Genomic DNA, 13,095 nt, shown 5'->3' with positions numbered 1-13,095 from the left:
CGATAGCGAGCGGTCTGATACCGGCTTTACGCGCGAGCGTACCTTAAACCTTGGTCACATACGAAAAATCCCGCCCCGGAGGTTTCCGGGGCGGGATCGATCGGTTGACGCGGGGAGAACGCTTACGGCGCGATCTTCAGCGGCACGATGGTCGGGCGGCCGGCGCGGACGATGCGCAGGTTGACGCTCGGACGCTGCAGCTTCTTGGCCGCCTCGACCGCGGCGTTGACCTCGGCGACGGTCGCGACCGGCTCGCCGTTGACGCTGGTCACCACGTCGCCCTTGCGCAGGCCCTTCTCGCCGGCGTCGGACGAAGCCTTGACGCTGTCGATCAGCAGACCCTTCACGGCGGTGTCGATGCCGTTGGCCTTGCGGGCCGCGTCATCGAGAGGCGACAGGCTCATGCCCAGGGCCTCGACCTTGGGCGCCGCCGGCTTGGCCGGAGCGGCCTGATCGCCGCCGTCCTCGTTGTCGTTGTCGGCCAGTTCCTTCTCGGTCGGGCGCACGCCCGAACGGATCTCGACCGTGCGGGGCTTGCCGCCACGCAGGACGGCCAGCTTGATCACCTCGCCCGGACGAGCCTTGGCGACTTCGCGGGTCAGTTCCGAACCGCTCTTGATGGCCACGCCGTTGACCGAGGTGACCACGTCTTCCGGCATCAGGCCGCCGCGCTGGGCGGGGCCGCCCGGCACCAGGTCGGCGACGATGGCGCCCTTGACGTCGGCCAGGCCTTGCGCCTCGGCCATCTCGCTGGTGAAGGGCTGGATCTGGGCGCCGATATAGCCGCGCACCACCTTGCCGCCGTTGATCAGTTGCTTGGCGGTGGCCTCGGCCACGTCGGCCGGGATCGCGAAGCCGATGCCCACCGAGCCGCCGGTCGGCGAGAAGATCGCCGTGTTCACGCCGATCACCCGGCCGTAGATGTCGAACGACGGACCGCCCGAGTTGCCGCGGTTGATGGGGGCGTCGATCTGGATGTAGTCGACGAACTGCGAGGAGTTGTCGCCCAGGTCGCGGCCATAGGCCGAGATGATGCCGGCCGTGGCGGTGCCGCCCAGGCCGAACGGGTTGCCGATGGTGATCACCCAGTCACCGACGCGCGGACGAGCCTGGTTCTCGAAGTTCACGAACGGGAACGCCGCGCCCTTGGCCTTGGGATCGATGACCTTGATCACCGCCAGGTCGGTGCTTTCGTCGCGGCCGACGATGGTGGCCTTCAGCTCGCGGCCGTCCTTCATGACGACGTTGATGCCGTCGGTGTCGGCGTCGGCCACCACGTGGTTGTTGGTGACGATGTAGCCGTCGGCCGAGATGAAGAAGCCCGAGCCCGAGGACTGCTGCTTGGGCGCCTGGGCGGCGTCGTCGCCGTCCTCGCCGGGCTTCTGGCCCTTGGGCACGATGTCGAACGGCAGGCCTTCCAGGCCCGGGATGCGCAGGCGGGCCTTGGGATCGGCCTTGGACGTCACGTCGATCTGCACGACGGCCGGCGAGACCTTCTCGAAGATGTCGGCGAAGGACAGAGGCGCGCCGGGCGGCGGCGCGAACATCGGGGCGGCGGTGGCCGAGGCGCGCACCAGCTGCGGCTCCTGCTCCGCGGCGCCGGCCGGTCCCATCCGCATGCCCACGCCCGCCAGGGCGGCGCACGCGACGCCCGCCCCCGCGACGGCGCCAACAATGAATCCTGACTTCCGAGCAGCCATCTTTCGTCTTTCCTCAACCCACGGCGCTTTGCGCCGGGTTCTGTCGAACAGAACCTAGTCGCACCAGCAATTCGTGCAACGGTTCCAGGATTATCTTTCCTTCACCCACGCGGCGCTTCTTGCGGCGTCATCGCGGCGCAATCGTGTCATTCTTTCCCGAGCAGACCGCGCAGCCGCGCTTCCTCCTCGGCCGACAGCGCCTCGGGCGGCGCCTCCGTCTCCCGCCGGCGCCGCAGCAGCGCGACCATCAGCCCGCCGCCGGCCAGCAGAACCGCCAGCGGCGTCAGCCACAGCACGGCGTTGCCGGGCGAGAACGGCGGCTTCAGCAGCACGAACTCGCCGTAGCGCTCCGTCAGGAACGCACGGATCTCGCCGTCGCTCCGGCCCTGCTTCACTTGGTCGCGCACCAACACCCGCAGGTCGCGGGCCAGATCGGCCTCGGAATCGTCGATCGACTCGTTCTGGCAGACCAGGCACCGCACCTGCTTGAAGATTTCTCGCGCCCTGGCCTCCTGCCCCGGATCGGCCAGCCGCTCGGACGGGTCGGAGGCCGCGGCCATGCAGGCGACGGCGGCCAGGGTGATCATCAACACGCGCCCCTTCTCCCCTTGCGGGAGAAGGTGTCGGCGAAGCCGACGGATGAGGGGTCGCACGGAGGGTTCTGAGAGACCCCTCATCCGACCCGCTGCGCGGGCCACCTTCTCCCGCAAGGGGAGAAGGATCGCTTGGAGCACACTCACACCTGCGCTCCCTTGGCCTTCCGTCCGACACCCAGCCGCAGCCGGCGATCCGACAGCGACACCGCCCCGCCCAGGGCCATGATCAGCGGTCCCAGGAAGATCAGCCGCACCCACGGATTGACATAGGCCCGCACCAGCCAGGCCGGCTCGCCCGCCGGACCCGCCCGGCGCTCGCCGATGACCACGTAGAGGTCGTCCAGGCCGCGCGGGCACAGCGCCACCTCCGAGGTCGTCTGGCCGCCGACCGGGAAGAACCGCCGCTCGGGCTCGGCCGTGCAGACGAAACCACCGGCCTTCTTCTCGATCCGCACCACGCCGCGCTCGGCCAGGTAGTTGGGACCGTCCAGCGTGCCGACGTCGGTCAGGGTCAGCACATAGGCGCCCAGCTCGATCTTGCCGCCGACGCCCAGGGCCTGGGCGCTCTCGACCCGCCAGGCGGTCTCGAAGCTGGCGCCCAGCGCGAAGAGGCCAAGGCCGGCATGGGCGATGGTCATGCCCCAGGCCCCGCGCGGCAGGCCCGAGAGGCGGCGGCGCACCTCGGCCCAGGGGGCGCGGAAGGCCTTCACCCGCTCGGCCAGTTCAGCCAGCGCGCCGCCGATCAGCCAGAAGCCCAGCACCAGGCCCAGGCTCGCCAGCGCCTTGCGCGGGGTGACAAGGGCGTAGGCGGCCAGGCCCAGCACCGCGGCGATCACCAGCGCCAGCCATAGCCGGCGCACCACCAGCCGCGCGTCGCCGCGCTTCCAGGCCAGAAGCGGTCCGGCCGGCAGGATGGCCAGGGCCAGCACCAGCAGCGGCGTGAAGGTCAAATTGAAGAACGGCGGCCCGACCGAGACCGCCTCGCCGTCCAGCGCCTCGCGGATCAGCGGATAGAGCGTGCCCAGCAGCACCGTCGCCGTCGCCGCCGACAGGATGATGTTGTTGAGCACGATGGCGCTCTCGCGGCTGACCGGCGCGAACAGGCCGCCGGCGTTCAGGCTCGGCGCGCGGATGGCGAACAGCACGAAGCCGAAGCCGGCCGCGATCCCCATGATCGACAGCAGCAGCACGCCCCGCGTCGGATCGACGGCGAAGGCGTGGACGCTGGTCAGCACGCCCGAGCGCACCAGGAACGCCCCCAGCATCGAAAAGCCGAAGGCCGCCAGGGCCAGGAACACCGTCCAGCCCGGCAGGGCGCCGCGCTTCTCCAGCACGATGGCCGAGTGCAGCAAGGCCGCGCCGATCAGCCAGGGCATGAAGCTGGCGTTCTCGACCGGGTCCCAGAACCACCAGCCGCCCCAGCCCAGCTCGTAATAGGCCCAGAAGGCGCCCAGCGTGATGCCGACGGTCAGCAGGCTCCAGGCCGCCAGGGTCCAGGGCCGCACCCAGCGGGCGAAGGCCGCGTCGACCCGGCCCTCGATCAGGGCGGCGATCGCCAGCGAGAAGACCACCGAGAAGCCGACATAGCCCGAATAGAGGAACGGCGGATGCACGGCCAGGGCCCAGTCCTGCAGCAGCGGATTGAGCGAGCGGCCCTCCACCGGCGGGTCCGGCAGGCGGGTCATCGGGTTCGAGGCGAAGACGGTGTAGGCAAGGAACAGCACGCCCAGCGCGCCCTGCACCGCGATGGCCCAGGCCCTAAGGCGCGGCGGCAGACGCTCGCCGAACACCGCCATGGCCGCGCCGTAGCCCGTCACCACCAGACACCACAGCAGCATCGAGCCCTCGTGGCTGCCCCAGGCGCCGGCCACCTTGTAGAGCAGCGGCTTGGCGGTGTGGGAGTTGGCCGCGACGTTGGCCACCGAGAAGTCGGAGGTCACGAAGGCGTAGATCAGGGCGGCGAAGGCGCAGGCCAGGGCCGCGAAGGTCGCCACGGCCGCGCCGCGTCCCGCCCCCGCCAGAGCGCCCGACCGCCGCATCGCCCCGACGGCGGAAAGACCGCTCTGGGCGACCGACAGCACCAGGGCCAGGACAAGGGCGAACGCGCCGAACTCGACGATCATCGGGCGGTCTTTCCCTCACCGTAGGACGGCGGAGCCGCGCCCTCGCCGCGCCACTCGCCCTGCGCCTTGATGGCCTTGGCCACCTCGCGCGGCATGTAGCGCTCGTCGTGCTTGGCCAGCACCTGCTTGGCGACGAAGACGCCGCCCTCGTCAAACGATCCGGAGGCGACGATCCCCTGCCCTTCGCGGAACAGGTCGGGCAGGTCGCCCTGGTAGCGCACCTTGCTGGTCGCCTTCTGGTCGGCGACGACGAACTCCACCAGGCCGTTCGGGTGCTTGACCACGCTGCCGGCCTGGACCAGCCCGCCCAGCTGCACCTTGCGGCCGGCCGGCACGTGGGCCTCCTGGGCCTGGGCCGGGGTGTAGAACAGCGAGATCGAGTCCCGCATGCCGTACAGGGCTAGGCCCGCCGCCAGGGCGGCGACCGGCGCGATCGCCAGCAGGATGGTCAGACGCCGGCGCGCCTTGCGGGACTTGGGCAGGAAGCTCATCGGGGAACCGAAGTGGCGGCGGGCGCATCGGCGGCCTGGCGCAGGGCGGCCAGCACGCGCGGCTGATCCTTGAAGCGCTCGGTCGCGGTCTTCAGGGCGGCGTCGCGGCGGGCGACGTCGCCCAGCACGCCATAGGCGCGCACCAGCCGCACCCAGCCGTCGGCGTTGTCGGGATCGGCGGCCAGCTTGGCGGCCAGGCTGTCGACCATGCCCTGGATCATCTCGGGGGTGACGCCGCCGTCAGCGGCGGCCTGGGCGGCCTGCGAATTCGGCTCGACCAGCCGGCCGGCCTTGGCCGTGCGATCGATCTCGCCGGCCAGGATCGCGCGGCGCTCGTCGGCCGGCGGCAGCGAGGCCAGCAGCGCCCGCCAGCCGGCCAGGCCCTCGTCCAGCTTGCCGTCGGCGATCAGGGCCTTGGACAGGTGATAGCGGGCGGAAAGGTCGGCGGGATCGCGCTTCAGCGCCTCGGCGAAGGCCATGCGGGCGTCGGGACCGACCTGGCCGTTGTCGCCGGCCACGAAGGTCTCGCCCAGGGCGGTCCACAGGTCGGCGCGCTGCGGGGCCAGCCGCACGGCGCGGCGCAGGGCCTCGCCGGCCCCGACGGCGTCGCCGCCGGCGATGCGCACCAGGGCGAGGTTGCGATAGAGCTCGGGATCGTTGGGTCGGGTCTTGGCCGCCTGCTCCAGCACAGCGGCGATGCGCGGCGGGTCCAGCATCGACGGGTCGGTAGACTTCCACTCGGCCACCCGGCGGGCGAACGGCTGGTCGGCCGCGCCGGGCGCGCCCACCAGCACATAGACCACCACGGCCAGCAGGGCGGCGATCGCGGCGACGGCCACCACCGCGCGGCGCGGACCTTTCCCGTCCTGGGGCCAGTCGGCCGCGCCCTGGTCGGCGGCGGCCAGCAGCCGGCGGCCGGCCTCGGCGCGGGCGGCCTTCAGCTCGCTGTCGGCCAGCAGGCCGCGCTCGGCCAGGTCGTCGATCTCGGAAAGCTGCCGGCGGTGGACGGCCAGGGCCGGGTCGTCCCCGGCGGGCGCGAGCCCGTGCGCGGCGCCCCGCAGCACCAGGGCGGCGGCGGCGGCGGACAGACCCGCGGCGGCGATCCAAAAACCGATCATGGTTCGCTGTTAGCCGCAGATCGACCTGCGCGTCAGTGAAAAAAGCACGTAAGGCGCAGATTGCGCGGAAGCGCTAAGCCGCCATCGCCGCGACGGCCCGTCGGCGGACGATCTCGGCGGTCTTCTCGTCGCGGGTGTGGGCGATGTAGGCGGCGGCGATCTCGAGATAGGCGCGGGCCACCTGAGGGTCGCCGCCCTCGCCGGTGCGGGCCACGTGCAGGCTGTCCTCGATGTACTGGTCCAGCCGCTGGTTCAGCTTCTCCAGCACCTTGGCGCGGGTCGAGCCGTAGCCGGCCTGGGCCGCGCAGGGCCGCAGGTCCTCGATGAAGGCCAGGGCCGAGGCGGCGCGGCGCACCAGGGCCGCATCCGGCGCCTCTTCGAGCCTCGGCACGCCCTTGCCGCCGCCCATCTTGCCCATCATCGAGATCGGCCGCAGCGGCAGGGCCAGGCCCAGCTCCTTGTCGGCGGCGTTCATCCGCGTCTCGGCCGCCTGGGCCGCCGCCTGCTTGAACTTGGCCAGGCGCTTGCCCCACGGGCCGTCCTTGGCCACGTCCACGGCCTGCTCGAACTCGGTCAGCTGGTGGGCGATGCGCTGGGCCGAGGCCGCCGCCGAACGGCCCGAGGCCTCGCCGCCCTCCAGGTCGAAGCCGCGCACGTGCTCGATGCTGGCCTCGATGTCGGCCAGCATCCGCTCGCCGAATTCCTTGACCTCCGACGAGGCCAGGTAGCGGTCGTTGGGACGGTCCATCACCGCCGAGATCACCCGCAGGATCCGCCAGGGCTCGGGCAGGTGCGCCGCCAGCATCTCGAACATCCGCGGACCGGCGTCGTCGCTGATCGCGCAGGCGTCGCGATAAGCCAGGCGCGCGGCCGCCGCGCGCTCGCCGCTCATCCGGCTGACCCACTCCGACAGCCGCGGCAGGGCGTTGCGGACGATCACCGACAGGTCGAGATAGTCGGCCAGCTCGTCGGCGTCGCAGATCTGGGCGATCGCCTCGTACTCAGGCCGCTCGGCCGCGCGCAGGCCGCGGGCGGCGATCTTGCACAGCTCGTTGAAGACGTCGGGCGCGCCGTTGTCGAGATCCCAGGGATTGCAGCGCGCCGCGCCCTCGGCGACCTGGCGCGGGGCCTCGACCTTCAGCGCCTTCCACAGCAGGGCCAGCGCCCGGCGCGGAAACTGCGGCAGGTCCTCGGCGCGCGGCTGGCACAGCGGCGCGATGGGGGAAAGAATGGTGTTGCGGACGTAGCGATCGGCGGTCTCGTCCTCGACCATGGCCCGCACGGTCGCCAGCGCCCCCTGCCCGCCGGCGTTGGCCAGGGCGAGCTCGAGACTGCGCAGGGCCGCATCGGGCGCGGTCTCGACCAGCGTCCTGAGGATCTGCAGTTTGTGCGCGGCGATTGCGGGCATCGATCTCCGCCGGGGACGGGACATGTCCAGGCAGCGTCAACCATGTTGCCAACGAGGTTAAGACTTTCCGAAACCGCTGCTTTTTCAACACCGCAAGGCAAGGCGAAGTGTCGCGGCGCCGAAAGCTCCACCTTGACGACAGCGCGCTATCGCCAGAGTGGCGCGCGGTAGCGTTAACCCTCCGCGCGCGGCAGCGACAGCACCACCCGCAGGCCGCCCAGCGGCGAATCGTCCAGGGTCACCGAGCCGCCATAGGCCCGCGCCAGTTCGTCGACGATCGACAGGCCAAGCCCGGTGCCCGGCGTGTGCTCGTCCATCCGCTGACCGCGCTTCAGCGCCTGGGCCCGCTGCTCGGCCGGAATGCCCGGGCCGTCGTCGTCGACGGTCAGCAGCATGCGGCCCTCGCCGTCCGCCTTGGCCTCGGCGCGGATGCGGGCCTTCGACCACTTGCCGGCGTTCTCCATGACGTTGCCGGCCAGCTCCATGAAGTCCTGCCGCTCGCCCTGGAAGCACAGGTCTTCCGGACAGCGCCAGTCGATCTCCACGCCCCGCCCGTCGTTCTTGTCCTGGAAGATCCGCTCCAGGGTCACGGCCAGTTCGTCGAGGATCGGCTCCACCGGCGTGCGCTCGCCGCTGGTCTGCGAACGCGCCGCCGCCCGCGCCCGGCGCAGATGGTGGTCGACCTGCTCGCGCATGGTCTGGGCCTGGCGCTCGACGACTTCCGCCAGCGCCCCGCCCTGCTGGCTGGCCTCGGTCAGCATCACCGACAGCGGCGTCTTCAGGGCGTGGGCCAGGTTGCCGACGTGGGTGCGCTGGCGCTCGACGACTTCCTGGTTGTGGGCCAGCAGGCCGTTCAGCTCGCCGGCCAGCGGCTCCAGCTCCTCCGGATAGGGCCCGACCAGCCTTTCGGCCTTGCCGCTGCGCACCCCGGCGATCTCGCGACGCAGGCGGAAGATCGGCTGCAGGCCAAAGCGCACCTGGACGACGATGGCCACGATCAGGCCCACGCCCAGCAGCAGCAGGGCGAAAGCCGTGATCCGGCCGAAGCGGTCGGCGTCGTCGTCGATCGGGGATCGGTCCTCGGCGGCGATGAACACCACCGGCGCCGGATGCCCCGGCAGCCGCGTCAGGATCGCCGCCGCCCGCAGCGGCTTGTCCTGCGGCCCGCGCATGTCGAAGTAGAGGGTCTTGCCCGGGTCGGCCGTCAGCCGGTCGATCTGGGCGGTGGACAGCATCAGGTCGCTGTCGAACAGCGAGCGCGAGCGCTCGATCGCCGAGAGCCCGCCGCCGCTCTTCTGGGCGAAGATCGCCCAGTAGCGGCCGGAATAGGCCCGCGTGGCGCGGATGTCGGTCAGGAACGGCGCCTTGACCACCCCGTCCTCCACCGTCGAACCGGCATAGAGGTCGTCGGTCAGCACCGCCAGCGACTGATCGAAGCGGCGGATGGCCGCGTCGCGGAACTGGGCGGTCAGGAAGGCCCCGGCCGCCAGCAGCACGAACAGCGTCCAGATCGCCGCCAGCAGCACCAGCCGCCGGACGAGCGAGCGCTTGCGGAAGTCGAGCATCAAGCCTCGCCCCCGCGCGCGATCACCCCGCGGTCTCGCCTTCCAGCGGGATCAGGCGGTAGCCCAGGCCCCGCACCGTCTCGATGCGGTCGGCGCCCAGCTTCTTGCGCAACCGGCCGATGAACACCTCGATGGTGTTGCTGTCGCGGTCGAAGTCCTGGTCGTACAGGTGCTCGACCAGCTCGGTGCGGCCGATCACCCGGCCCTGGTGCATCATCATGTAGTGCAGCAGGCGGTATTCCAGCGAGGTCAGGCGCAGCGGCTCGCCGTTGACGCTGGCCCGCGCCGCGCGCGGGTCCAGGCGCAGGCCGCCGCAGGTCAGGCTCGGCGCGGCGTGGCCGGCCGAGCGCCGCAGCAGCGCCCGCAGGCGCGCCAGCAGTTCCTCGGTGTGGAAGGGCTTGGTCAGGTAGTCGTCGGCCCCGGCGTCGAAGCCGGCGACCTTCTCGCTCCAGGCGCCGCGGGCGGTCAGGATCAGCACCGGAGTGGCGACGTTTCCGCGCCGCCAGCGCTCCAGCACCGACACCCCGTCCACCTTGGGCAGGCCAAGATCCAGGATCACCGCGTCATAGGGCTCGGTCTCGCCCAGGAACTGGGCCTCCTCGCCGTCGGCGGCGTGGTCGACGGCGTAGCCCGCGTCGGAGAGGGCCAGCTTCAGCTGGCGCGACAGGTCGGGATCGTCTTCGACGAGCAGGATGCGCATGTCTCGGGGAACTCCCTAGAGCCTGTCCGGTTCGGACGGTCCCGCCGGAAACGGATAAACAGGCTCGCAATCAAAAGGTAGAGCGTGACGAACGCCGAAATCGCTCATGGTCTCAGCCGTCACGCTCTACCCGCCGCTGAGGATGCGACCGCTCTCGGCGTCGACGATGAAGTCGATGCGGCGGCCGTCCGTGGTCGCCCAGCGGATGCGGTAGTTGCGACCTTCCAGCCCTGCGTCGAGCAGGCGGCCGGGGGTGCGGCGGGCGATGCTGTCGATGACCGCGCTCAGCGGCACCAGGCGGCCCGACTGCACGCCGCCACGCGCCTGGTCCTGCCGGGCGCGCCAGTCGGCGCCCAGCGAGTCCGGGCCGCGCTGGGCCAGAGCCGCGCCCGGGAGGGCGGCGACGATGGCGGCTGCGGCGAGTATGGCGCGGATCGGCTTCATGTCGTCCGGTTTAGAGGAGCACGGCTGAATGGAGACTGAACGCGGGGTTTATGAACGGTGTGCGACGTCCTGTCACGGGCCAAGCCCCGCTCGACCACAATCTGAAATCACATAAAGATATCTTTATGTCCTTATTGACAACGCCGACCGGCCCAGGCTTGATAAGCGGGTCGTGGTCTGCGGACGTTTTGCGTCCAAAGCTAAGAGGGAAGCCGGTGTGAAACCGGCGCTGCCCCCGCAACTGTAAGCGGCGAGCGGCCGTCCGATACGTGTCACTGATGCGCCGAACTCGACTCGGTGGCGCATCGGGAAGGCCAGGACGGCGGCGTCGACCCGCGAGCCAGGAGACCTGCCTCGACAGATAACGTCCTCCGGCGGGGTGCCCGGTCTGGTCGCTAGCTCCAGGCGCGGGTCGGCCAGCCCGTTCGCGCGCCTGCGCCTGCGCCCCGTCCAGCCTCCGTCACCATCGAGACAGAGGCTAAGAAATGACCGTCACCGTCGCCGCCCTCGGCTTTCCCCGCATCGGCCCCCAGCGCCGCCTGAAGACCGCCCTCGAAGCCCATTGGGCCGGCCGCCTCGACGCCGAAGGGCTGGAAACCGAAGCCGCCGCCCTGCGTGCGCTCGCCTGGCGCCGCCAGGCCGACCTCGGCGTCGACCACGTCCCCAGCGGCGACTTCTCGCTCTACGACCACGTGCTCGACACCGCCGTCATGGTCGGCGCGATCCCCGCCGCCTACGGCTGGACCGGCGGCCCGGTCGACCTGCCGCTCTACTTCGCCATGGCCAGAGGGACGCAAGGCGGCGGGAGGCAAGGCGAGCCCGAGACCTGCAACCACGGCTGCTCGCATCAAACCGGAACCGGCCTGCCGGCGCTCGAGATGACCAAGTGGTTCGACACCAACTACCACTACCTCGCGCCTGAACTGGCCCCCGGCCAGGCCTTCACCCTGGCCTCGACCAAGGTCGTCGATCAGTTCCTCGAGGCCAAGGCCCAGGGGATCCACACCCGCCCGGTCATCCTCGGCCCCGTCACCTTCCTGAAGCTGGCCAAGTCGAAGGATCGCCACTTCCAGCCGCTGTCGCTGCTCAGCGCCCTGCTGCCGGTCTACGCCGAGTTGCTCCAGCGCCTGGCCGCCGCCGGCGCCGACTGGGTGCAGATCGACGAGCCCTGCCTGGCGCTCGACCTCACCGACTTCGAGCGCGCCGAGATCCGCCGCGCCTACGGCGCCCTGACCCACGCCGCCCCGCGCATCAGCATCCTTCTCGCCAGCTATTTCGGGACCTATGGCGACAACCTCGCCACCGCCGCCAACCTGCCGGTCGAGGGCCTGCACCTGGATCTCGTCCGCGCCCCGGGCGATCTCGACGCCGTCCTCGCCCTGGCCCGCGACAGCCTCGTCCTGTCGCTGGGCGTCATCGACGGCCGCAACGTCTGGCGCGCCGACCTCGAAGCCATCCTCGACCGCGTCGAGCCCGTCGTCTCCGCCCGCGGCCCCGACCGCGTGATCCTGGCCCCATCCTGCTCGCTGCTGCACACCCCGCTCGACCTGTCGATCGAGACCGGCCTCGACCCGCGAGTCAGCCAGTGGCTGGCCTTCGCCGTCCAGAAGCTGGAGGAGCTGGCCGTCCTGGCCAAGGCGCTGAACCACGGCCGCGCCGCCGTCCGCGACCAGCTCGCCGCCTCCAGCGCCGCCGTCGCCTCACGCAAGACCTCGCCGCTGATCCACGACGCCGCCGTCCAGGCCCGCGCCGCCGCCCTCGTCCCGGCCGACGCGACCCGCGCCACACCCTTCGCCGAGCGCATCGCCCTACAGCAGGCCAGGCTCTCCCTGCCGCCCCTGCCGACCACCACCATCGGCTCGTTCCCGCAGACCGCCGCCGTCCGCCAGGCCCGCGCCGCCCACGCCAAGGGCCAGCTGCCCGACGCCGACTACCAGGCCTTCCTGCGCGCCGAGACCGCCCGCGCGGTCGCCTGGCAGCAGGAGATCGGCCTCGACGTGCTGGTCCACGGCGAGTTCGAACGCAACGACATGGTGCAGTATTTCGGCGAGCGCCTGACCGGCTTCACCTTCACCAAGCACGCCTGGGTCCAGTCCTACGGCTCGCGCTGCGTGCGCCCGCCGATCCTCTACGGCGACGTCTCGCGCCCCGCGCCGATGACCGTCGAATGGTGGGCCTACGCCCAATCCCTCACCGCCCGCCCCATGAAGGGCATGCTGACCGGCCCGGTCACCATCCTGCAGTGGTCGTTCGTCCGCGACGACATCCCCCGCTCGCAGACCTGCCGCCAGATCGCTCTGGCCGTCCGCGACGAGGTCGTCGACCTCGAAGCCGCCGGCGCGGCGATCATCCAGATCGACGAAGCCGCCCTGCGCGAGGGTCTGCCCCTGCGCCGCGGCGACTGGGACGCCTACCTCGCCTGGGCCGTCGAGGCCTTCCGCATCGCCGCCTCGGGCGTGGAGCCCCAGACCCAGGTCCACACCCACATGTGCTATTCGGAGTTCAACGACATCATCGCCGCCATCGGCGCCATGGACGCCGACGTTATCTCCATCGAGACCGCCCGCTCGAAGATGGAGCTGCTCGACGCCTTCGAAGCCTACGCCTACCCGGCCCAGATCGGCCCCGGCGTCTACGACATCCACGCCCCCCGCAGCCCCGCGGCCGCCGAGATGCTCGACCTCCTGGAAAAAGCCGGCCAGCGCCTGTCGTCGTCGCAGCTCTGGGTCAACCCCGACTGCGGCCTGAAGACCCGGCGGTGGGAAGAGGTGGAGCCGGCCCTGGCCAACATGGTCGCGGCGGCCAAGGCGGCGCGGGCGCAACTCTGATCCCTCTCCCCTTGCGGGAGAGGGAGGGACCCATGCGCAGCATGGGAGGGTGAGGGGTCTCTCAAACGCAAAACGCCGCGACAGCCGATCAGCTGTCGCGGCGTCCAAAATCTGAGAAACCC

At 71.1% G+C, this 13,095-nt stretch carries 10 protein-coding genes, 1 pseudogene and 1 riboswitch; of the genes and pseudogenes, 2 read left to right on the top strand and 9 right to left on the bottom strand.

Going from position 1 to position 13,095, the window contains the following annotated elements:
• Positions 1-122: 122 nt before the first annotated feature.
• A complete protein-coding gene (locus AC07NG_RS04995) occupies positions 123-1,700 on the bottom strand; it encodes a Do family serine endopeptidase (protein ID WP_487287980.1) in 1,578 nt (525 codons plus the stop codon).
• A gap of 146 nt (positions 1,701-1,846) precedes the next feature.
• Positions 1,847-2,287, bottom strand: coding sequence for a cytochrome c-type biogenesis protein (locus tag AC07NG_RS04990; RefSeq protein ID WP_492853999.1), 441 nt, complete (start codon positions 2,285-2,287; stop codon positions 1,847-1,849).
• Positions 2,288-2,308: 21 nt separating this feature from the next.
• Between AC07NG_RS04990 and AC07NG_RS04985 the strand changes: the two are divergent.
• A pseudogene (locus AC07NG_RS04985) lies at positions 2,309-2,439 on the top strand (hypothetical protein); the annotation flags it as partial.
• Here the strand turns inward: AC07NG_RS04985 and AC07NG_RS04980 are convergent.
• From AC07NG_RS04980 to AC07NG_RS04950, 7 genes are all read right to left on the bottom strand, one after another.
• Complete coding sequence (locus tag AC07NG_RS04980; RefSeq protein ID WP_494592588.1) at positions 2,437-4,419, bottom strand: heme lyase CcmF/NrfE family subunit; 1,983 nt, start codon at positions 4,417-4,419, stop codon at positions 2,437-2,439. The pseudogene AC07NG_RS04985 and the gene AC07NG_RS04980 sit on opposite strands and share 3 nt — an antisense overlap.
• The gene (ccmE, locus tag AC07NG_RS04975) at positions 4,416-4,910 is read right to left on the bottom strand and encodes a cytochrome c maturation protein CcmE (RefSeq protein ID WP_494592587.1); all 495 of its coding nucleotides are present in this window, start codon (positions 4,908-4,910) and stop codon (positions 4,416-4,418) included. The genes AC07NG_RS04980 and ccmE overlap by 4 nt, the downstream gene beginning before the upstream one ends.
• Positions 4,907-6,028 (bottom strand): c-type cytochrome biogenesis protein CcmI, encoded by a 1,122-nt coding sequence (gene ccmI / locus AC07NG_RS04970; protein ID WP_494592586.1) that lies wholly within the window; start codon positions 6,026-6,028, stop codon positions 4,907-4,909. Before ccmI ends, ccmE begins: the two co-directional genes overlap by 4 nt.
• Positions 6,029-6,101: 73 nt before the next feature.
• Positions 6,102-7,436: a hypothetical protein gene (locus AC07NG_RS04965; RefSeq protein ID WP_494592585.1), complete on the bottom strand. Its 1,335-nt coding sequence runs from the start codon at positions 7,434-7,436 to the stop codon at positions 6,102-6,104.
• A gap of 173 nt (positions 7,437-7,609) precedes the next feature.
• Complete coding sequence (locus tag AC07NG_RS04960; protein WP_492853815.1) at positions 7,610-9,001, bottom strand: sensor histidine kinase; 1,392 nt, start codon at positions 8,999-9,001, stop codon at positions 7,610-7,612.
• Positions 9,002-9,023: 22 nt separating this feature from the next.
• Positions 9,024-9,701 carry a response regulator transcription factor gene (locus tag AC07NG_RS04955; protein WP_487287973.1) on the bottom strand — a complete coding sequence of 226 codons (678 nt, stop codon included), beginning with the start codon at positions 9,699-9,701 and terminating at the stop codon, positions 9,024-9,026.
• Positions 9,702-9,827: 126 nt separating this feature from the next.
• Positions 9,828-10,145 (bottom strand): PepSY domain-containing protein, encoded by a 318-nt coding sequence (locus AC07NG_RS04950; protein ID WP_110133196.1) that lies wholly within the window; start codon positions 10,143-10,145, stop codon positions 9,828-9,830.
• A 156-nt stretch (positions 10,146-10,301) separates the two neighbouring features.
• A riboswitch (cobalamin riboswitch) is annotated at positions 10,302-10,516 on the top strand.
• A 114-nt stretch (positions 10,517-10,630) separates the two neighbouring features.
• Here AC07NG_RS04950 and metE point away from each other — a divergent pair.
• A complete protein-coding gene (gene metE / locus AC07NG_RS04945) occupies positions 10,631-12,973 on the top strand; it encodes a 5-methyltetrahydropteroyltriglutamate--homocysteine S-methyltransferase (protein WP_494592583.1) in 2,343 nt (780 codons plus the stop codon).
• The last annotated feature ends 122 nt before the right edge of the window (positions 12,974-13,095 follow it).

This window comes from Caulobacter sp. GW821-FHT10C03, from assembly GCF_059415485.1.
This window is presented reverse-complemented; position numbering and strand designations above follow the sequence as displayed.